Annotated in this window: 18 protein-coding genes; 6 read left to right on the top strand and 12 right to left on the bottom strand. The window is 70.0% G+C overall.

Annotated features, from left to right (window positions below; translation table 11 throughout):
• Positions 1–7: 7 nt before the first annotated feature.
• Both wrbA and AL346_RS13320 read right to left on the bottom strand, forming a co-directional pair.
• Positions 8–607 carry an NAD(P)H:quinone oxidoreductase gene (gene wrbA / locus AL346_RS13325; protein ID WP_019401741.1) on the bottom strand — a complete coding sequence of 200 codons (600 nt, stop codon included), beginning with the start codon at positions 605–607 and terminating at the stop codon, positions 8–10.
• Between the two features lie 48 nt (positions 608–655).
• On the bottom strand, positions 656–1,084 hold the full coding sequence (locus AL346_RS13320; RefSeq protein WP_019401742.1) for a DoxX family protein: 429 nt from the start codon (positions 1,082–1,084) through the stop codon (positions 656–658).
• A gap of 116 nt (positions 1,085–1,200) precedes the next feature.
• Between AL346_RS13320 and AL346_RS13315 the strand changes: the two genes are divergently transcribed.
• Entirely contained in the window at positions 1,201–2,154 is a 954-nt protein-coding gene (locus AL346_RS13315; protein WP_053193767.1) for a LysR family transcriptional regulator, read from the top strand.
• Positions 2,155–2,372: 218 nt separating this feature from the next.
• On the opposite strand, the gene AL346_RS13310 is transcribed toward AL346_RS13315, so the two are convergent.
• Positions 2,373–3,362, bottom strand: a complete 990-nt coding sequence (locus AL346_RS13310) for an MDR family oxidoreductase (RefSeq protein WP_019401159.1) — start codon at positions 3,360–3,362, stop codon at positions 2,373–2,375.
• Between the two features lie 300 nt (positions 3,363–3,662).
• Positions 3,663–4,907: an MFS transporter gene (locus AL346_RS13300; RefSeq protein WP_019401158.1), complete on the bottom strand. Its 1,245-nt coding sequence runs from the start codon at positions 4,905–4,907 to the stop codon at positions 3,663–3,665.
• 112 nt (positions 4,908–5,019) lie between these two features.
• Here AL346_RS13300 and AL346_RS13295 point away from each other — a divergent pair, with 112 nt between their 5' ends.
• The 4 genes from AL346_RS13295 (at position 5,020) to nadC (ending at position 9,834) form a co-directional block, all read left to right on the top strand.
• Entirely contained in the window at positions 5,020–5,928 is a 909-nt protein-coding gene (locus tag AL346_RS13295; protein WP_019401157.1) for a LysR family transcriptional regulator, read from the top strand.
• A 430-nt stretch (positions 5,929–6,358) separates the two neighbouring features.
• Positions 6,359–7,417: a quinolinate synthase NadA gene (gene nadA / locus AL346_RS13290; protein WP_019401156.1), complete on the top strand. Its 1,059-nt coding sequence runs from the start codon at positions 6,359–6,361 to the stop codon at positions 7,415–7,417.
• On the top strand, positions 7,414–8,955 hold the full coding sequence (locus AL346_RS13285) for an L-aspartate oxidase (RefSeq protein ID WP_053193761.1): 1,542 nt from the start codon (positions 7,414–7,416) through the stop codon (positions 8,953–8,955). The genes nadA and AL346_RS13285 overlap by 4 nt, the downstream gene beginning before the upstream one ends.
• A gap of 21 nt (positions 8,956–8,976) precedes the next feature.
• Positions 8,977–9,834, top strand: coding sequence for a carboxylating nicotinate-nucleotide diphosphorylase (gene nadC / locus AL346_RS13280; protein WP_019401154.1), 858 nt, complete (start codon positions 8,977–8,979; stop codon positions 9,832–9,834).
• A gap of 154 nt (positions 9,835–9,988) precedes the next feature.
• Here the strand turns inward: nadC and AL346_RS13275 are convergent, their stop codons facing one another.
• The 5 genes from AL346_RS13275 to AL346_RS13255 all read right to left on the bottom strand — a co-directional run bounded on the left by AL346_RS13275 (position 9,989) and on the right by AL346_RS13255 (position 15,998).
• The gene (locus AL346_RS13275; protein WP_019401153.1) at positions 9,989–10,261 is read right to left on the bottom strand and encodes a hypothetical protein; all 273 of its coding nucleotides are present in this window, start codon (positions 10,259–10,261) and stop codon (positions 9,989–9,991) included.
• Positions 10,262–10,371: 110 nt separating this feature from the next.
• A complete protein-coding gene (locus AL346_RS13270; protein WP_019401152.1) occupies positions 10,372–11,583 on the bottom strand; it encodes a cell wall hydrolase in 1,212 nt (403 codons plus the stop codon).
• A 190-nt stretch (positions 11,584–11,773) separates the two neighbouring features.
• Positions 11,774–12,634 (bottom strand): potassium channel family protein, encoded by an 861-nt coding sequence (locus AL346_RS13265; protein WP_019401151.1) that lies wholly within the window; start codon positions 12,632–12,634, stop codon positions 11,774–11,776.
• 6 nt (positions 12,635–12,640) lie between these two features.
• Positions 12,641–15,319 carry a pyruvate, phosphate dikinase gene (ppdK, locus tag AL346_RS13260; RefSeq protein WP_019401150.1) on the bottom strand — a complete coding sequence of 893 codons (2,679 nt, stop codon included), beginning with the start codon at positions 15,317–15,319 and terminating at the stop codon, positions 12,641–12,643.
• 115 nt (positions 15,320–15,434) lie between these two features.
• Positions 15,435–15,998, bottom strand: coding sequence for a MarR family winged helix-turn-helix transcriptional regulator (locus AL346_RS13255; protein ID WP_019401149.1), 564 nt, complete (start codon positions 15,996–15,998; stop codon positions 15,435–15,437).
• Positions 15,999–16,115: 117 nt separating this feature from the next.
• On the opposite strand from AL346_RS13255, the gene AL346_RS13250 reads away from it, so the two are divergent.
• The gene (locus tag AL346_RS13250; protein WP_019401148.1) at positions 16,116–16,994 is read left to right on the top strand and encodes a DMT family transporter; all 879 of its coding nucleotides are present in this window, start codon (positions 16,116–16,118) and stop codon (positions 16,992–16,994) included.
• Here AL346_RS13250 and AL346_RS24680 read toward each other — a convergent pair whose 3' ends face one another.
• The 3 genes from AL346_RS24680 to AL346_RS13240 form a co-directional block, all read right to left on the bottom strand.
• The gene (locus AL346_RS24680) at positions 16,995–17,141 is read right to left on the bottom strand and encodes a DUF3096 domain-containing protein (RefSeq protein WP_019401147.1); all 147 of its coding nucleotides are present in this window, start codon (positions 17,139–17,141) and stop codon (positions 16,995–16,997) included.
• A gap of 317 nt (positions 17,142–17,458) precedes the next feature.
• Entirely contained in the window at positions 17,459–19,591 is a 2,133-nt protein-coding gene (gene glyS / locus AL346_RS13245) for a glycine--tRNA ligase subunit beta (protein ID WP_019401146.1), read from the bottom strand.
• A 122-nt stretch (positions 19,592–19,713) separates the two neighbouring features.
• Entirely contained in the window at positions 19,714–20,631 is a 918-nt protein-coding gene (locus AL346_RS13240) for a glycine--tRNA ligase subunit alpha (protein ID WP_019401145.1), read from the bottom strand.
• Positions 20,632–20,785: the final 154 nt, after the last annotated feature.

Genomic DNA, 20,785 nt, shown 5'->3' with positions numbered 1-20,785 from the left:
GAAACGCTCAGCCCTTGAGCTTGGCCGCGATCCCGGCGACGTGGCGGCCCTGGAAGCGGGCTCCCTCCAGCTCCACGGCGGAGGGCTGGCGGCTGCCGTCGGCGGCGGCGATGGTGGAGGCGCCGTAGGGCGAGCCACCCTTGATCTCGTCGAGGCCGCTCTGCCCGGCGAAGGAATAGGGCAGGCCGACGACGACCATGCCGTGGTGCATCAGCGTGGGAATGAAGGTCAGGATGGTCGATTCCTGGCCGCCGTGCTGGGTGGCGGAGGAGGTGAAGACCGAGCCGACTTTGCCGATGAGCGCGCCCTTGGCCCACAGGCCGCCGGTCTGGTCGAGGAAGTTCCGCATCTGCGCCGTCATGTTGCCGAAGCGGGTCGGCGTGCCGAAGACGATGGCGTCATACTCCGCCAGCTCCTCCACCGTGGCGACCGGCGCCGCCTGGTCGAGCTTGAAGCCGGCCTTCTCGGCCACCTCCGCCGGCACCAGCTCGGGCACGCGCTTGACGACGGCCTCGGCGCCGGCCGCGCGGGCGCCCTCGGCCACGGCCTGCGCCATCGCCTCGATGTGGCCGTAGGACGAATAATAGAGAACGAGAACCTTGGTCATGGCGACATACCTCTCAAAATTGCCGGGTGGGTTTGAACGCGGGGCGGATCAGCGTGCCGCAACGGGCCGCGCCGCGATCGGGGAAGGCGAGGCCTTGAGGGCGAAGGCACCATCACCCGCAAGGGCCTGGACGGCAGCGGCGACGACGAGGAAGGCAGGATATTCCCAGCCGCCGTTCGGCGCCGTGAACAACCAGCCGTTCGGCACGTGCACCATCAGCGCGCCGAGCAGGACCGGCACGAGCGCAGCCGAGACATAGCGGGCATAAAGGCCGAGAATGAGGGCGATGCCGCCGAGGAGCTCGGCGAGGAAGACCGGCCAGGCGAAGAAGGCGGGAAAGCCGACCTGGCCGAGAAAGCCGGCGAAGCCGGGGATGGTGAAGACGACATACTTCAGGAGCGCGTGGGCGATGAACATAAGGCCGAGGGAAACGCGCAAAAGGAACAGCCCATAGGGCGCGGTGCGGGGATCGATCACGGAAGGGCTCCAGGTCACGGGGTTTTCGCATAAGTGCAACGTGAGGGGGATTTTGGGTTTCCCGCCGCGCAAAGCCAGCAGTATGATCGCAAGCTGAAGATTGCACAGGCGCAAGGATGTCGACCGAAACCACCCTCGTCTCCACGGCCGCCGTCCATCAGATCGCCTGGGACGACATCCGCCTCGTGAAGGCCATCGCCGAGGCGAAAGGCATGGCGGGGGCCGCCGAACGGCTCGGCATCAACCATTCGACGGTGTTCCGCCGCCTCGGCCAGCTGGAGGACCTGCTCGGCGTCAAGCTCTTCGAGCGGCACCGGGCCGGCTATGCGCCGACGCCGCCGGGCGAGGAGATCACGGCGCTCGCCGAGCGCATCGAGGAGGATCTCGCCGGCGTCTCCATGCGCCTTGCCGGCTGCGCCGTCTCGCCGGCCGGCGAATTGCGCGTCACCACCAACGACACGCTGCTGATGCACCTGCTGACACCGGTCTTCGCCGCCTTCCGCGAGGCCTATCCCAACATCCGGCTCGACATCGTCATCGGCAACCAGGCGCTCAACCTCTCCAAGCGCGATGCCGACATCGCCATCCGCGCCACGGACAACCCGCCGGAGACGCTCGTCGGCCGGCGCCTCGCCACGATCCACTGGGCGCTCTACGGCCGGCGCGAAGCCTTTCCCGACGGCGGGCGCGATCTCGACCTCCTTTCCCTCTTCGAGCAGCCGTGGGTGGCGCTCGGCGACAACTTCTCCACAATGCACGTCGCGCGCTACGTGCGCGACAAGGTGCCGGCGGACAGGATCGTCTACAAGCTCAACACGGTGCTCGGCCTCGCCGAAGCGGTCGAGGCCGGCATCGGCATCGGCCACCTGCCCTGCTTCATCGCCGATACGCGCCCGGCCCTCGTGCGGCTGACGGCCCCGGCGCCGGAATTCGCCGCCGGGCTGTGGCTGCTGACCCATCCGGACCTGCGCCATTCGCCGCGCGTGCGCGCCTTCCTCGATTTCTGCGGCGCCGAGATCGCCCGCCGCCGCATCGTCATCGAGGGCGAGAAGCTGCTGCCGGCCGAGTAGCCGAGAGGCCGGGCGCCACCCTGTTCCCCTCCCCCCACGCAGTGGCGGGGAGGGGCTAGGGGTGGGGGCGGCTCCGCAGGCAGGCGGCGGTCAAATAAGAGCTTAGCGGCGTTTCGCGTCGCGCGGGCGGCACCGCCCCCCACCCCAGCCCTCCCCACCGCAAGCGGGGGAGGGAGCGTGTCGCGCTTCGCCCTACCCGACGAGAAGACCTGCTGCCCCTACCCCATCTCCACCACCAGGCGGCCGCGCACCTTGCCGGCGAGGATCTCCGGGGCGACGCGCATGAGGTCGTCGAAGCCGATGGTCTCGGTCATCGCCGCGAGCTTCGCCTTGTCGAGATCGCGGGCGATGCGGTCCCAGACGGCGATGCGGCGCTCGCGGGTTGCCAGCACGCAATCGACCCCGAGGAGCGCCACCCCGCGCAGGATGAACGGCGCCACCGTGGTGGGCAGGTCCATGCCGCCGGCAAGGCCGCAGGCGGCGATGGCACCGCCGTAGCGCGTCATGGACAGGACATTGGCGAGCGTGGTGGAACCGACCGAATCGATGCCCGCCGCCCAGCGCTCCCTGGCGAGCGGCTTGACCGGCCCGGCCAGTTCCGCCCGCTCGACGATCTCGCTCGCGCCGAGGCCCTTGAGATAGTCCGCCTCCTCGGGCCGGCCGGTAGAGGCAATGACGTGCCAGCCGGCCCGCGCGAGAAAGCTGATGGCCGTGGAGCCGACGCCGCCCGCCGCGCCCGTCACGATGGCCGGTCCGTCGGCCGGCGTCGCGCCGTGCTTCTCCAGCGCCATCAGGCACAGCATGGCGGTGAAGCCGGCCGTGCCGACGGCCATGACCTCGGCGGCGGAGAGGCCGGCGGGCAGCGGGATGAGCCAGTCGCCCTTCACCCGCGCCTTGTCGGCATAGGCGCCGTAATGCGTCTCGCCGCAGCCCCAGCCGTTGAGGAGCACGGCATCGCCCGGCTTGAGCGCCGGGTGCTCGGACCTTTCCACGACGCCGGCGAAATCGACGCCGGGGATCATGGGGAAGCGCCGCACCACCGGCGCGCGGCCGGTGATGGCGAGGCCGTCCTTGTAGTTGACCGTGGAATGGGTGATGCGGACGGTGACGTCCCCCTCCATCAGATCGGCCTCGTCGAGCCGCGTCACTGCCGCCCGGTAGCCGCCGGCGGCATCCTTGTCGACGAGGATCGCCCTGATCTCACCCATGGTCGCTTCTCCTCCTTGGAACCCGGTCGCCACCAGTCTCGCGGCGGCGGCCGCAAGGGGCAAGTGTGCGGCGCCTCAGCCCTTGGGCTAAGGGGGCCGGACGCGCGAAGTGGCGGAGCCAGCGAGCACGCTCACCGCCATGCTCATGCTGTTGAGACAAACCGAAAACAAGAAACCATGGAGCACAACCTCCCCACCCGTCATGGCCGGGCTGCCCCGGCCATCCACGCCTAGAGCCAGCGTCGCGGCGTGGATGCCCGCGACAAGCGCGGGCATGACGCGGGAGGTGTTGCCCCTTTGTCACGCCGGCTGCGGCACCGGGCGTTCCACCGGCCGCTCCTTGATGGGCAGGTTGATGATCGCCGAGGCGATGCCGAGCGCGACGGACAGCCACCAGACGAAGGTGTAGGAGCCCATGCTCTCGTAGAGGATGCCGCCGAGCCACACGCCGAGGAAGCCGCCGACCTGGTGGGAGAAGAAGGCGAAGCCGTAGAGCATGGCCATGTAGCGCGTGCCGAACATCAGCATCACGAGGGCCGAGGTGGGCGGCACCGTCGACAGCCACAGGAGGCCGATGGTGATGCCGAAGGCGATCGCCGTCACCGGCGTCGCCGGCAGGAGGATGAAGGCGGCGATGGCGACCGAGCGGCCGAGATAGATGAAGGAGAGGAGCCAGCGCTTCGACATGCGCGAGGACAGGAAGCCCGAATAGAGCGAGCCCACCGCATTGGCGAGGCCGATCACGGCGAGCGTCCAGCCGCCGACCCACACCGGGAGCCCCGTATCCTTCAGATAGGCCGGCATATGCGCCGTGACGAAGGCGAGCTGGAAGCCGCAGGTGAAGAAGCCGAGCACCAGGAAGACATAGCTCGGGTGACGGAAGGCCTCAGCCAGCGCCTGGGCGATGGACTGGGAAGGACCGGCGTTGACCGCCGTCGTCGCCGCCGCGCCCCGGGTCGCCAGCGCCAGCGACAGGGGCAGCACGAGCAGCACGCTCGCCGCGAAGACAAGGAGCGCCATCTCGAAGCCGAAGGACTGGATGAGCGCATTGCCGATGGGCGGGAAGAGGAACTGACCGAAGGAGCCGGCGGCCGTGCCCGCACCGAAGGCGAGCGGGCGCCAGCGCTCCGGCAGGAGCTTGCCGAAGGCGCCGAGGACGAGGTTGAACGAGCAGCCCGACAGGCCGAAGCCGATCATGATGCCGGCGCCGAGGTTGAGAAGGCCCGCCGAGGTCGCATAGGCCATCACCACGAGGCCGGCGGCATAGAGCAGCGCGCCGATGCAGATGACGCGCACGGCGCCGAACTTGTCGGCGATGGCGCCGGCGAACGGCTGGCCGAGGCCCCAGAGCAGGTTCTGCACGGCGATCGCCAGGCTGAAGACGTCGCGGCCCCAGCCGAAGGTCTCCGTCATCGGGATCTGGAACAGGCCCGCCGCCGCGCGCGGCCCGAAGGTGATGAGGGCGATGAGACAGCCGGCGACAACGATGATTTCCGGCGGAATGGCACGCTGCGCTTCGCGCGACTCGGCAACCGTTTGCGTCATGGAGAGCTCCGGGAGGCGGACGGCGCGATGCGCCGCGATTTGCGCGGCAGCCTAGCCTTTCAAGGATGATAATGATATTGAATGTTTATCATCATAGACATGACGAAAAGACATGAATCTCGAGGACCTGCGCGCCCTCATCGCTGTCGCTGAAACGGGTTCCCTCGCCCGCGCGGCGGGCCGCCTCAACATCACCCAGCCGGCCGTGACGCGGCGCCTGCAGCGGCTGGAGGCGGAGCTCGACGCCGTGCTGCTCGACCGGGAGCAGAAGCCGGCCCGGCTGACGGCTGCAGGCGAGCACGCGTACCGCGAGGGCGTCAAGGTGCTGAGCGCGGCCGACCAGTTCGCCAGCGAGCTGCGCTCGAGCCGCATCAAGCCGCCCCTGCGCATCGGCATCAGCAGCGGCATCGCCGATTCGGTGCTGTCCCTCGGCATCGATGCCGTGCGGCGGACGGTGCCGCAGGCGAAGCTGGTCGTCGTGGTCGACTGGACGGAGCGGCTCATCGGCAAGCTCGCCGCCCAGGAGCTCGACGCCGTCATCGGCATGCGGCGCGGCAGCGCTGGCGACCTGCCGGAATTGTCGCTGCGGCACATCGCATCCGAGGAAGTGGTTGTCGTGGCGCGGGCCGACCATCCGGCCAGCGGGCGCATTCCCATCGCCGCCCTCGCCGGGGATCCCTGGGTCATCAATCCGGACGGCTGCGGCTTCCGCCATCTGCTCGACCGGGCGCTCGGCGCGACCGGCCACACGCTCGATGTCGCCGTCGAGCTGTGGGGCGTCGAGGTGCAGCTGTCGCTCGTCGCCCGCGGCATCGGCCTCGGCCTCGTCCCGGCCCGGCTCGTCACCGCGAGCCCCTGGCGCGACCAGCTCAAGGTGCTCGACGTCTGCGACTTCAACGCCCGCCTCGCCGTCTGGCTGATCGCCCGGCGCAACATCGCCCCCTGCACGGCCCATGTCCTCGCCCGCCTGGAAGAAGCCATCGTCGGCGACCTCGGCCCGGTGGTCGCGGCGGCTGAGTAGAGCGGCGGGAGGTGATCGGGGGCGGCGGTCGGGCCGATCGCGCACCCTCGCATTCAAACGGAACCTCTTTCCCCGGACGCATGCAGCGAAGCGGAATGCGATCCGGGGTCCAGCACAACAGCTTGCCGCAGGCACTCTATGGCTGGGCCCCGGCTCGGCACCGCATCATTGCATGCTGCGGTGCGTCCGGGGCACGAGGCTGCGCAGGGACTGAAGCGGGCGACATGCCTTTGACCGGCCAAGGACGTTTCCGAACGCAGGAAAGACCTGATCCCGCGCTTCGAGCGACCTTCCACGAGAAGCCCTCCCTAGCCAGTCCAAACCAGTTCTGCTAAGATAGTTATGCTCATGATGAGCAAATAAAGAACCGCTTCGGCGGTCATTTGTGTACCATCAATATGCTCAACTTGAGCATATAAGGAGACCTGCCATGCACGCGGAAGTCGCGATCCGGGAGACCATCCGCCACGGCGCGCCGCTTGCCTTCACGCCCGAGGTCGAGCGCGCCACGGCCCATCTCTACGAGCGCGTGCGCCACATCGTCACGCCGGCCGAGTGGCCGCTGCATGCGCCCTATGTCAAGGCGATCAACGACCTGAAGCGGGAGCGCGGCGCCGTTATCCTCGCCCACAACTACCAGTCGGCCGAGATCTACAACTGCGTCGCCGACATCGTGGGCGATTCCCTGCAGCTCGCGCGCGAGGCAGCCCGCGTCGAGGCCCGCGTGATCGTGCAGTGCGGCGTGCATTTCATGGCCGAGACCGCGAAGCTGCTGAACCCGGACAAGACGGTGCTGATCCCCGACCGGGAGGCGGGCTGCTCGCTGGCGGAATCGATCACGGCCGCCGACATCCGCCTGCTGCGCCAGCGCTATCCCGGCGTGCCGGTGGTCGCCTATGTCAACACCTCGGCCGAGGTGAAGGCGGAGGTCGACATCTGCTGCACCTCGTCCAACGCCGTTCAGGTGGTCGAGAGCCTCGGCGCGCCGCGCGTCATTTTCCTGCCCGACCGCTACCTCGCCGCCAACGTGGCGGCGCAGACGAAGGTCGAGATCATCGCCTGGCACGGGGCCTGCGAGGTGCACGAGCGCTTCACCGCCGAGGACATCGGCGCCCTGCGCGAGATCCACGAGGGCGTGCGCATCATCGCCCATCCCGAATGCCCGCCCGACGTGGTCGCGGCCTCGGACTTCGCCGGCTCGACGGCGCACATGATCGACTGGGTCAAGCGCGAGCGCCCGCGCCGCGTCGTGCTCGTCACCGAATGCTCGATGGCCGGCAATGTCGAGGCCGAGGTGCCTGACGTCGAATTCGTGCGGCCCTGCCACTTCTGCCCGCACATGCAGCGCATCACCCTGCCGAAGATCCACGCCTGCCTGCGCGATCTGACGGGCGAGATCACGGTCGATCCCGATATCGCCGCACGGGCACGCCGAGCAGTGGAGCGCATGGTGGCGCTCAGCTCAAAGCCCGCGGCGGTGGCGCAGTGAGCGCGCCCGTTCTCATCGTCGGCGCAGGCCTTGCCGGGCTCTTCACCGCGCTCAGGCTGGCGCCGCGGCCGGTCATCCTCGTCTCGCCCGGCCCGCTCGGGGAAGGCGCGGCCTCGGCCTGGGCGCAAGGCGGCATCGCCGCGGCCGTCGGTGCGGACGACAGGCCGGATCTGCACGCCGAGGACACCATCGCCGCCGGGGCCGGGCTCGTCGTCGACGAGGCGGCCCGCCTCCTCTGCGCGGAGGCCCCGGCGCGCATCGCCGATCTCGTCGCGCTCGGGGTGCCCTTCACCCGTTCCGGCGACGGCCGGCTGAAGCCCTCGCGCGAGGCCGCGCACAGCCGCGCGCGCGTGCTCGCCGTCGATGGCGACCGCAGCGGCTTCGCCGTCATGCAGGCGCTCGCCGCCGCCATCCGCCGCACGCCGTCAGTCACGATCATCGAGGGGCAGCTGCTCGATGACCTGATCATCACGGGCGGGCGCGTGCGCGGGGCGATCGTTCGCGCCTGCGACGGCGGGCCCGGCCTTGCCATCACCGCACCGGCGACCGTGCTCGCCACCGGCGGCATCGGCGGCCTCTTTGCGGTCACCACCAATCCGCCCGGCGCCATCGGCGCCGGTCTTGCCATCGCAGCGCGGCACGGGGCGGTGATCGCGGATCCGGAGTTCGTGCAGTTCCATCCCACCGCCCTCGCCATCGGCCGCGATCCCGCGCCGCTCGCGACCGAAGCGCTGCGCGGCGAGGGTGCCGTGCTCGTCACCCGGGACGGGCGCCGGCTGATGCAGGGCGTGCACCCGGCCCTCGACCTGGCGCCGCGCGACGTCGTGGCGCGCGCCGTCCAGGCCGCCATCCTCGCCGGCGAGGGCGCCTTCCTCGACGGCCGCGCGGCGCCCGGCCCGGGCTTTGCAACGCATTTCCCCACCGTCCATGCCGCCGCTGCCGCCGCCGGGCTCGACCCCGCGCGCGACCTCCTGCCGGTCGCGCCAGCCGCCCATTTCCACATGGGCGGCATCGCCACCGACCTTTCGGGCCGCACCAGCCTGCCCGGCCTGTGGGCCGTCGGCGAGGTGGCGGCGACGGGCGTGCACGGCGCCAACCGCCTCGCCTCCAACTCCCTGCTCGAAGCCGTCGTCTTCGGCGCCCGCGCGGCGGAGGCCATCGGTCACGCGCTGCACGACACAGGGCCGGCCGATGGCGCTATCACCACATTGCCGCCAGGCCCGCCGGCAGCGTCCGATCCAGTCGCCATCGCCGCCTTGCGCCGGACGATGCAGGAGCGTGTCGGCGTCGTGCGCGACGGCGAAGGCCTTGCGGCGGCCCTCGCCGAGATCGGCCCCATGCGCACCGGAGCGGACCCCGTCCTTGCGGCCATGGCCGATTGCGCCTTCCTGATCGCCGCTGCGGCGCTGCTGCGCGAGGAAAGCCGGGGCGGCCACTACCGCGCCGACCGGCCGCTGGCCGGTCCTGCCCGGCGCACCCTGACGACGATGACCGCGCTCGAAGACGCCCTGCTGCCCCGGCAGCGGCGGGCCGGCTGACACGCCAACGAGGACACCTCCATGCAATTCGGCAATCCTCTCCTTCTCGCCGACATCGTGCGCGCCGCGCTCGTCGAGGATCTCGGCCGGGCCGGCGATATCACCAGCGCCGCCTGCATTCCCGCGCAGCGCGCCGCCACGGCGCGGCTCATGGCGCGCAAGGCCGGCCGCCTCGCCGGGCTCGCGGCAGCCGAGGCCGCCTTCCGGCTGACGGACGAGCGCATCCGCTTCACGGCGCATCGCCATGACGGAGACGACCTCGCCGCCGGCGAGGCGATCGCCACCGTCGCCGGGCCCGCCCGCGCCGTACTCGCGGCCGAGCGGGTGGCGCTCAACTTTCTCGGCCGCCTCTCGGGGATCGCCACGCTGACGGCGGCCTATGCGGCCGAGGTGGCGCACACGCGTACCCGCATCTGCGATACGCGCAAGACGACGCCGGGGCTGAGGGCGCTGGAAAAACATGCCGTCGCCTGCGGCGGCGGGCTCAACCACCGCTTCGGCCTCGACGACGCCATCCTCATCAAGGACAACCATATCGCCGTTGCCGGCGGCGTGCGGCCGGCGCTCCGGGCGGCAAAGGCCGCCGCCGGCCATCTCGTCAAGATCGAGATCGAGGTCGACACGCTCGACCAGCTCGCCGAGGTGATCGCGGAGGGCGCGGATGTCGTCATGCTCGACAACATGGCGCCCGGCATGCTGGCCGAGGCGGTCGCCATGGTCGGCGGGCGCATGCGCACCGAAGCCTCGGGCGGCGTCGACCTCACGACCGTCCGCGCCATCGCCGAGACCGGCGTCGACGCCATCTCCGTCGGCGCCCTCACCCATTCGGCGCCGGTGCTGGATATCGGGCTCGATATCGCCGTGGACGCTGCGGGTTGAGGTTTCCCCTCCCCCTTGCGGGGAGGGGCCAGGGGTGCGGGGCGGTGACGCAAGAGCACAGCCTCGGGGTTTTTGCGCCCCCCTCCCTACCCTCCCCCACAAGGGGGGAGGGAATGCCGCCGCGGCGCACGCACCGGGCAGCGAAGGCAAAAAGCTATCGCGGGCCGTAGATGACCCGCGGCGGTGCCGATTTGGAGACGATGCGGTGCCGGTGATGCGCGCGGCGCGCCGGCCAATAGTCCTGAGCATAGACCACCCCGCCCGAATAATGGACATTGGCGCCACCGCCGCGCCAGGCGGCGATGGGCCATTCCTCGTCGATCACCCCGCAGTGGCGGCAGCCGTCCTCATAGAAGCCGCCGGCGAGGGCCGCACCGGGCGCGGCAAGGCAGGCGGCGAGTGCCGCAATTCTCAAATGCACGATCATCGACGCCTCCGGCCGGGCCTGGCGCCCGTTGCGCGTTCCTGTTCCCGCAACGAAAGGCCGAAAGCCGCGCCGGTGCAACGATAACGCGTCGTTAAGGTAAAGCCGGCGGCTCAGCGCTGGCCGGGCCGGAGCTGGTAGAAGACGTGGCGCCCGATGACGTCCTTCTTCTTCAGGCGCTTGGCCCAGTAGGGCCGCACGTAGTCAGCGTGGTAGTGCGTCGCGCCGCCGACGTCGGCGAGATAGGTCGTGCCCTCCGTGACCTCGCGGGCGACGCGCACGGCCCGCCGCCACGGGCCCGCCTCGGTGATGCGCAGGGAGCGGCCCTCGCAGGCGAAGGAGAACTGGCAGGCCTTGTAGCGGTGGCGGTTCTGGTAGACGACGCCGCAGACGGTGGACGGGTAGAGGCCCGACCGCACGCGGTTGAGCACCACCTGGGCCACGGCCGCCTGGCCCGCCTCGCTCTCGCTCCGCGCCTCGAAATAGATGGCCTCGGCGAGGCAGCGCTGCTCGCCCGACATCCGCTCGGGATCGATGAGGTCGGCATATTGCGGGCGCTCGTCGTTCTTCTCGACGACCGACAGGCCGTCGCCGACACGCACGGCGGCATAGGACACCGGCGCCCCGGCGATCTCCATGGGCGTCGCATCCGCCGGCGCCGGCGTCGCGGAGGCGAGGCTCTCGGCGCGGGCGACGGCGGGGGTCGCACCGTCGACGACGGTGATGCCGGTGCCGGCGCTTGCCGCGACCGCGGGCGAGCGGGGCGCGAAGGAGCGCTCGGTCATCGTGTCGCTCTCGCTCGACCACGGTTCGAAGGCCGCCATCTCGTCCGGCGAGGGAATGTCGAGCGCGCCCGGCATGAGGATGGTGGCAGGCAGCAGGCGCTCGTCGCGCGACAGCAGCATGCGCGACAGCATGGCGGCGCGCCCTTCCCGCTCGCTGCGGCCGAGGCGGCTGAGGCTCGGCCGCAGGGCGACCGGCGGATCGCCCTTGAGGTTGCGGTCCACTTCGGGGAAGCCGGGTGGCTCCGCCTTCATCTCCTCGCGCGGCGGTGCCTCGAGCGGAGCGGCATCCGGCTGCGGATCCGACAGATCGAGGGCCGCGATGTCGAAAAGATTGCCGGCGTCGCCGGCCGGCCCGCGCATCAGCGCCTCGCCGAGCGAGGCGGAGGACGGCACGAGGTTGCCGAGCCTGGGGGCGAGGACGGGCGCGAGCGGAGCGGCGCTGATGCCGCTCGACAGGTCCTGCCCGGCGCTCGCGGTGAAGGAGACGAGCATGCCGCCGGCCAGCGCCCACGGCGCCACCGTGCCGCAGATCCACGCCATTCTCGACCGTCGCCAACGCACACGACGCAAACGCATGTCACCCAACGCCGCTCATGACCACCAGGCAAGGACGGACAAGCGTTGCGGCTCCGCCACAGGCAAATGCCCGCCCCTCTCCCGCAAAGTTATCGCGTCGTAACGTTGAGAGACGGTTAAGCGGCGCCGGGGCGGCCTGTGCCAAAGCGGACGGTCAGTCGGAAAAGCCCTCCGAGGCGATGTTCAGGACGCGCCCGCAGTGCTTGCAATGCACCGCGTCGGCATCGTGCCGCTCGAGCCCGCAGGAGGGACAGGCATGATAGACCTTCGTCGGCCGGAAGAGCGCCCGCGCGAGGTTCACGAACATGGCGACGCCGACGACCATCGTGATCACGGTCAGCATCCGCCCGACCGTATCGGTCATGATGATGTCGCCGAAGCCGGTCGTCGTCAGCGTGGTGACGGTGAAATAGAGGGCATCGAGATAATTGTTGATGCCCGGATTGCGGCCGTATTCCCACACGAAGACGACCGAGGTGATCATCAGGATGAAGACGGCGAGGTTGACGCCGGCCCTCACCGCCTCCTCGTTCTCGCGGTAGGCGGGGAAGATCTCGGTGATCTCGCGCGACATGTAGGGCGACTGCAGGAAGCGCGAGATGCGCAGGAGGCGCAGGAAGGCGAAGTTGTTGGCGAGCACCGGCACCACGAGCGAAAAGATGACGAGCGCATCGACGAGCGAGGCCCCGCGCAGCGGAAAGCGCCAGAGCGTCGGCGCGATCGCCATGCGCGCCGCATAGTCGACGGTCAGCACCGCCGCCACGAGATAATCGATCCAGTGGCGGTCCCCCTCCGGATAGATGACCGTGGAGATCAGGAAATAGAGGATGGTGACGGCGTCGAAGCCGATGAGGACGAGCCGGAACCAGAAGCTCGGCCGGCTGTCGCCGAAATAGAGGATGGCGAGGCGACGGCGCCATCTCGCCCGCGCGGGCGAGACGGTCTCGGCCAGGGGGCGCCGCCGGGCCGCTCCATGCGTCCCGCCTGCGCCCTTCCTGCCCGCCGCGCCTTGCATGGCACCTCAGGCCTGGCTCGCCGCCCTCTTGCCGAGCGCCGCCTGCGCCGCCGCGAGGCGGGCGATCGGCACGCGGTAGGGCGAGCAGGAGACGTAGTCGAGCCCGGCGCCCTCGCAGAAGCGGATCGAATCGGGATCGCCGCCATGCTCGCCGCAGATGCCGAGCTTGAGGTCGGAGCGCGTCGCCCGGCCGCGCTCGGCGGCGAGCTTCACGAGCTCGCCGACACCCTCCTGGTCCAGCGTCACAAAGGGATCGGCGGGCAGGATGCCGCCGGCCGTGTAGGTGCCGAGGAAGGAGGCGGCGTCGTCGCGGCTGATGCCGAGCGTCGTCTGGGTGAGGTCGTTGGTGCCGAAGGAGAAGAAGGCCGCCGCTTCGGCGATCTCGCCGGCGCGCAGCGCGGCCCGCGGCAGCTCGATCATGGTGCCGACCTGATAGGGCACGGCAACGCCGGTCTCGGCCTTCACCGCCTCGGCCATGGCGTCGATGCGGCCCTTGACGAGGTCGAGCTCGGCCCGCGTCATGACGAGCGGCACCATGACCTCGACGGCGACGGGCTCGTCCGTGCCCTTGCCGGCTTCCACCGCCGCCTCGAAGATGGCCCGCGCCTGCATCTCGGCGATCTCGGGATAGCGCACGGCAAGCCGGCAGCCGCGGAAGCCGAGCATCGGGTTGAACTCGGAGAGCTCGCCGGCGCGGCGGCGCAGCTTGTCCTCATCCACCTTGAGGCTCGCGGCCACCTCGGCGATTTCGGCGTCCGTGTGCGGCAGGAATTCGTGCAGCGGCGGATCGAGCAGCCGGATCGTCACCGGCAGGCCCTGCATGATGGTGAAGAGCTCGACGAAATCGGCCCGCTGCATGGGCAGGAGCTTGGCAAGGGCGGCGCGGCGGCCGGCCTCGTCATCCGCGAGGATCATCTCGCGCACGGCGACGATGCGGTCGCCGTCGAAGAACATGTGCTCGGTGCGGCAGAGGCCGATGCCCTCGGCGCCGAAGTTGCGTGCCGTCTTCGCATCGAGCGGCGTCTCGGCATTCGCCCGCACCTTCATGCGACGCACGCCGTCCGCCCAGCCCATGAGGGTGGCGAACTCGCCGGAGAGCTCGGGCTCGAGCATCTTCACCTCGCCCGCGAGCACCTGGCCGGTGGAGCCGTCGACGGTGACGACGTCGCCCTTCTTGAAGGTCTGGCCGGCGGCGAGCATCACGCCCGCGCGGTAGTCGACGCGGATGGAGCCGGCGCCCGAGACGCAGGGCTTGCCCATGCCGCGGGCAACGACGGCCGCATGCGAGGTCATGCCGCCGCGGGTCGTCAGAATGCCCTCGGCCGCGTGCATGCCGTGGATGTCCTCCGGGCTCGTCTCGACGCGCACGAGGATCACCTTGCGGCCGGCCTTCTTCGCCTCTTCCGCGTCTTCCGACGAGAAGACGATCTCGCCGCAGGCCGCGCCGGGCGAGGCCGGCAGGCCGCTCGCGATGACGCGCCGGTCAGCCTTGGGATCGATGGTCGGATGCAGCAGCTGGTCGAGCGCGAGCGGGTCGATGCGCGTGATCGCCTCCTCGCGCGAGACGAGGCCCTCGCTGGCGAGATCGACCGCGATCTTGAGCGCGGCTTTCGCCGTGCGCTTGCCGGAGCGCGTCTGCAGCATCCACAACTTGCCTTCCTCGACGGTGAATTCGAGGTCCTGCATGTCGCGGTAGTGGCGCTCGAGCAGTTCGTAGATGCGCACGAGCTCCGCATAGGCGGCGGGCATCGCCTGTTCCATCGACGGCTTGTCGGAGCCGGAGGCGAGGCGCGCCTTCTCGGTGATGTCCTGCGGCGTGCGGATGCCCGCCACCACGTCCTCGCCCTGGGCGTTGATGAGGAACTCGCCATAGAGCTCCTTCTCGCCCGTCGAGGGGTTGCGGGTGAAGGCGACGCCGGTCGCCGAGGTCTCGCCGCGGTTGCCGAAGACCATCGCCTGCACGTTGACGGCCGTGCCCCAGGAGGCGGGGATGGCGTGCAGCTCGCGGTACTTGATGGCGCGGTTGTTCATCCAGGAGCCGAAGACGGCGCCGATGGCGCCCCACAGCTGCTCCTTCGGGTCCTGCGGGAAGGGCTTGCCGAGTTCCTTCGCCACGATCTCCTTGTAGCGGGCGACGAGCACCTGCCAGTCCTCGGCGAGGAGATCCGTGTCGAGGTCATAGCCCTTGCGGGCCTTGTAGTCCTCCAGCGCCTCCTCGAAATGGTGGTGCTCCACGCCGAGGACCACGTCCGAATACATGGTGATGAAGCGCCTGTAGCTGTCCCAGGCGAAGCGCGCATCGCCGGCCGCAGCGGCGACGGCAGCGACCGTCACGTCGTTGAGGCCGAGGTTGAGCACGGTGTCCATCATGCCCGGCATCGAGGCGCGGGCGCCGGAGCGGACCGAGACGAGCAGCGGGTTGCGCGCATCGCCGAAGGTCTTGCCGGTCAGGCGGCCGACATGGGCGAGCGCCTCCTCGACCTGCGCCGCGAGGTCGCCGGGATAGCTGCGCTCGTGATCGTAGTAATAGGTGCAGACTTCGGTGGTGATGGTGAAGCCGGGCGGCACCGGCAGCCCGAGGTTCGACATTTCCGCAAGGTTGGCGCCCTTGCCGCCGAGGAGGTTGCGCATCCCCGCCTCGCCTTCGGCCGTGCCATCGCCGAAGGTGTAGACCCATTTCGTCATCACCGACCCCGTTCGTGGTCACTCTTCGCGCCTGCAGCACAGGCGCTGAAGGCTTGGCCCATCCGGGCGCAAAAGGCAATGCGCCGAAGGACGGGTGAGTTCCTGCCGCTGCCGCTCAAATCGATTTTGACGGCGGCTCCGCATTGCGCGCTTTCGCCGCAGGCGCGCCCTCCTCCGCCTGGCCCAGCGCGGCGATGAGGCGGGCGAGCAACTCGGACAGTTGCTCGACCTCGCCGGGCGAGAAGGCGGAAAGGATGCGCCGCTCGTTGGCGACATGGTCGACCACGGCCGCGTCGACCGTGGCGAGCCCTTTGTCCGTCAGGCGGACGATCACGGCACGCCGGTCCTCCGGCGACGGCTCGCGCGTGATGAAGCCGTTCTTCTCCAGCCGGTCGAGGCGGCTCGTCATGGTGCCGGAGGTGAGCATGAGCTGCGACCACAACGCCGTCGGCGTCAGCGCATAGGGCGCCCCGGAACGGCGCAGCGAGGCGAGCACGTCGAAATCGCCCCGGCCGAGGCCGTGATCGCGGAAGACCGCCGCCAGCCGCTCGGAGAGCAGCTGCGCCGCCTGCGACAGCCGGCCGAGCGGCACCATCGGCGAAGGGTCGATATCCGGCCGCTCCCGCCGCCACTGTTCCGCGATGCGCTCCGCACGCTCCGGGCCGATCGCCTCGTCCATCCCGATTCACCCGCTTGACAGTTATCTTGAATTCAAGATTATTGGTTCAAAGATATTCTGCCGTCCGTGGCCGCCCTGCGCAAGGGCGCCCGACGACGCATCCGACGAGGAACCCGCATGTCCACCGCACTCGCGCTGCTCGTCAGCGTCGGCTTTCTCATCGCCCTGACGGTCAACCTCGCCAAGGGCGCCGCGGCCATTGGCATCGCCGGGCCGGAATTCGCCTTCTGGATGGCGCTCGGCGCGGGCGTCGTGCTGCTCGCGCTCGCTGCCGGCCGTGGCGAACGGCCGGCCCTGACGCGCGAACATCTCGTCTATTACGCGCTCGCCGGCCTCCTCGCCGTCGCGGCGCCCAACTACATCGGCTTCGAGGTGGCGGCCCGGGCGGGCGCCGCCTATGCCTCGGTGCCCTATGCCCTGTCGCCGCTGATCACCTACGCCCTCGCCGTGTCGGTCAGGATCGACGCGCCCTCGGGCAGGCGCATCGCGGGGCTGGTGCTCGGCTGCGTCGGCACGGCGCTCGTCGTGGCCAACATGATCGCGCGGGCCGACGGCACCTCGCCGGCCTGGCTGCTCGCCGCCCTGCTCGTGCCGCTCTCCGTCGCCTTCGGCAACGTGCACCGCACGCTCTACTGGCCGAAGGGCTCCGCGCCGCTGGCGCTCGCCGCCGCCATGCTGCTCGCCGGCGCGCTGTGGCTCTCGCCCTTCATGGCCGTCAACGGCACGCAGCTCCTTGACCTTGGGCCGGCGAGCGGCGCCGGCGCCATCATCGCGGCGCAGGTCGGCGTCTCGGCGCTGATGTACGTGCTCTATTTCCAGCTGCAGCGCGTCGCGGGGCCCGTCTATCTCAGCCAGATCGGCTATGTCGCGGCCGGTTTCGGCGTCGCCATCGCGGTCGCGGTCTTCGCCGAGACGGTGACGCTCGCGATGCTCGCCGGCCTCGCCCTCATCGCCGGCGGGGTCTTCCTCGTCACGCCCCGGCGCAGCCCGGCCTGATCAGAGGCGGCCGCCGAAGAGCCCGAGGATGCCGACGAGGATGAGGTAGAGCGCGACGATATAGTTGAGCAGGCGCGGCACGATGAGGATCAGCACGCCGGCGATGAGGGCGACCAGCGGCTGGATGACGATGAGGTTGGCGGTCATGGCGCTCTCCTGTCGGGCGTGATGTCACGTCCCGACAGGCAACGCCGCACAATCGCCGGTTGTTCCGGGGGGAGCTTCGTCCAGTCCGCCGAACCACCCTCCCACGTCATGCCCGCGCTCGTCGCGGGCATCCAGCACCAGGCATAAGGCGTGGATGGCAACAGCAACGCGCATGCGCGTTGCGTCTCTTGGAAGGGACGCAAGTCGGACAAGCCCGGCCATGACGGCGGTGGAACGTCGTTCTGCACGCTCGGCCAGCCAATTGGGGCATGGCGCTCACGCCCGGCCATGACGGGCAACCAAGGCCCCTTTCGCCGTCAACCCTCGATCCTGGAGAAATCCGCCACCTCGCGGGTCGCCTCGCGGATGGCGTTGAGCAGCTTCAGCCGGTTCTCGCGCTGGGCGGGATCCTCGGCATTGACCGTCACCTTGTCGAAGAAGGCATCGACCGCAGGGCGCAGCGCCGCGAGCGCCCGCATGGCGCCCTCGAAATCCTCGCGCGCGACGGCCGTCGAGGCGTCGCGCCGTGCCGCATCGAGCGCGACCGCAAGGCCCTTCTCCTCGATCTGCCCGGCCTGGGCGATGAGCGCGAGGTCGGGCGTCCCGTCATAGCTGCGCCCGTCCTTCTTTTCCTCGATGCGCAGGATGTTGGCGGCGCGCTTGTAGCCGGCGAGCAGGTTCCTGCCGTCCCCGGTGTCGAGGAAGCGGCCGAGCGCCTCCACGCGCCGGACGATGAGCACGAGGTCGTCCTGGCCCTCGAGCGCGAAGACGGCATCGATGAGGTCGTGCCGCGCACCCTTATCGCGCAGGTAGACCTTGAGGCGGTCGGCGAAGAAGGCGAGGAGGTCCTCGAGCGTCGAGACCTTCGGCGTGCCGGCCGGCAATTCGTAGCTCGACGTCAGCCGGCCGACGACGACGAGATCATCGAGGAACTGCACGAGCTTCAGCCGGACGCCATTCTCCAGCACCAGCCGGATGACGCCGAGCGCCGCGCGCCTGAGCGCATACGGGTCCTTCGAGCCGGTCGGCTTCTCGTCGATGGACCAGAAGCCGACGAGGGTGTCGAGCTTGTCGGCGAGGGCCACCGCGATGCTGACCGGCGCATCCGGCACCCGGTCCGACGGGCCCTGCGGCTTGTAATGGTCCTCGACGGCCGCGGCGACGGCCGCGTCCTCGCCCTGCTCGGCAGCGTAGTAGCGGCCCATGAGGCCCTGCAGCTCGGGGAACTCGCCGACCATCTCGCTGACGAGGTCGGCCTTGGCGAGGCGTGCGGCCCGCTCGGCCTTGTCCGCATCGGCCCCGACGATCGGGGCGAGCTCGCGCGCCAGCGCGGCGAGGCGCGCGACGCGCTCGCCCTGGGTGCCGAGCTTCTCGTGGAAGACGATCGAATCGAGCTTCGGCAGCCGGTCTTCCAGCCTCGTGCGCTTGTCCGTCTCCCAGAAGAACTTGGCGTCCGACAGGCGGGCGCGCACCACGCGGCCGTTGCCGGCGACGATGGCCGCGCCGCCGTCCTTGGCCTCGATGTTGGAGACGAGGATGAAGCGGTTGGCGAGCTTGCCCGTCTGGCCGTCGCGCAGCACGAAGCACTTCTGGTTGGCGCGGATGGTGGCGCGGATCACCTCCGGCGGCACGGCGAGGAAGGCTTCCTCGAAGGAGCCCATCAGCACCACCGGCCACTCGACGAGCCCGGCCACCTCTTCCAGCAGCGCCTCGTCCTCGACGAGCTCGAGCCCCTGCGCGAAGGCGAGGTTCTTCGCCTCGTTGAGGATGATGTCCTTGCGGCGGTCGAGGTCGAGCACGACCTTGGCCTGTTCCAGCGATGTGACGTAGTCGTCGTAGCGGCGCACGAGGATGAGGCCCGGCGCCATGAAGCGGTGGCCGAAGGTCACGTCCGAGGAGGCGATGCCGCCCACCTCGAAGCGCACCACGTCCGGCATCTCGGTCTCGGGGCCGAAGGTGCACAGGATGGAGTGCAGCGGCCGCACCCAGCGCAGCGCGCCCGGCTCCGCGGAGGCCTTGCCCCAGCGCATCGACTTCGGCCAGGGGAAGCTGCGGATGACGTCGGGCACGATCTCGGCGACGACCTCGGGCGTGTCGCGGCCCGGACGCTCGATGACGGCGACGTAGAACTCGCCCTTCTTCGGGTCGGCGACGACCTTCGCCTCGTCGAGCGAGGCAAGGCCGGCGCTCTTCAGAAAGCCCTGCACGGCGCCCTCGGGCGCGCCGACGCGCGGGCCCTTCTTCTCCTCGCGCACGTCCGGCTGGCGGGCCGGCAGGCCGACGACCTGCAGGGCGAGCCGGCGCGGCGTCACATAGGCCCTGGCGCCCTCATAGACGAGGCCACGCTCGACGAGCGCGTCGGTGACGAGCTTCTTCAGGTCCTCCGCCGCCTTGCGCTGCATGCGGGCAGGGATTTCTTCGCAGAAGAGTTCGAGGAGAAGATCGGGCATAGAACGAGCGCCTGTCACTCCCCTCCCCCTTGCGGGGAGGGGCCGGGGTTTCAGTGCTTGGTATGCTGGGCGTGAAGGATGGTGTCCAGCATCACGGCGAAAGATGTCACGACGCGAACCCTTCAGGCGGCCCCGCCGCCTTCCGTCGCCAGCCATGCCGCGCCGCAGGCCTTGGCGAGCTCGCGCACGCGCAGGATGTAGCTCTGGCGCTCGGTGACCGAGATGACGCCGCGGGCGTCGAGCAGGTTGAAGACGTGGCTCGCCTTGATGCACTGGTCGTAGGCCGGCAGGGCGAGCTTGTGGCGCCGGTCGTTGTCGCCGTCGCCCGCCGCGCCGGCCGCGATCAGGCGACGGCACTCCTCCTCCGCGTCCTTGAAGTGGCGGAAGAGCATCTCGGTGTCGGCGTGCTCGAAGTTATGGCGCGAATATTCCTGCTCGGCCTGCAGGAAGACCTCGCCGTAGGTGACCTTCTCCGCCCCCTCGCCGCCGTTGAAGTTGAGGTCGTAGACGTTCTCGACGCCCTGGACATACATGGCGAGGCGCTCGAGCCCGTAGGTCAATTCACCCGCCACCGGCGCGCATTCGAAGCCCGCCACCTGCTGAAAGTAGGTGAACTGGCTCACCTCCATGCCGTCGCACCAGCACTCCCAGCCGAGGCCCCAGGCGCCGAGCGTCGGGCTTTCCCAGTCGTCCTCGACGAAGCGGATGTCGTGCAGCGCCGGATCGATGCCGATGGCATAGAGCGACTGCAGGTAGAGGTCCTGCAGGTCCTTCGGGCTCGGCTTCAGGATGACCTGGAACTGATAGTAATGCTGCAGGCGGTTGGGGTTCTCGCCGTAGCGCCCGTCCTTCGGCCGGCGCGAGGGCTGCACATAGGCCGCCCGCCAGGGCCTGGGGCCGAGCGCCCTCAGCGTCGTCGCAGGATGGAAGGTGCCGGCCCCGACCTCCATGTCGTAGGGCTGCAGGATGACACAGCCGCGCTCCGCCCAGAAGCGCTGCAGAGTGAGGATCAGCCCCTGGAAGGACCGCGCGGGGCTCATGTGGCTATCAGTCATCCGTTCGGCCGCGCTCATCGCCGCCCCTTCATCGAGAACATCCGTCCGCCCGCAGGCGGGATCGCGGCAACCTAGCCGCCGGGCCTTTCAAGTCAACGGCTTCCTCTGCGCATGAAGGCACCATCCCCGGCTCGCCCGG

Origin of the sequence: Chelatococcus sp. CO-6 (assembly GCF_001271345.1) — a bacterium.
Lineage (GTDB): Bacteria > Pseudomonadota > Alphaproteobacteria > Rhizobiales > Beijerinckiaceae > Chelatococcus_A > Chelatococcus_A caeni.
The sequence above is the reverse complement of the archived record's forward strand: the minus strand, read 5'-3'. Positions and strand labels throughout refer to the sequence as shown.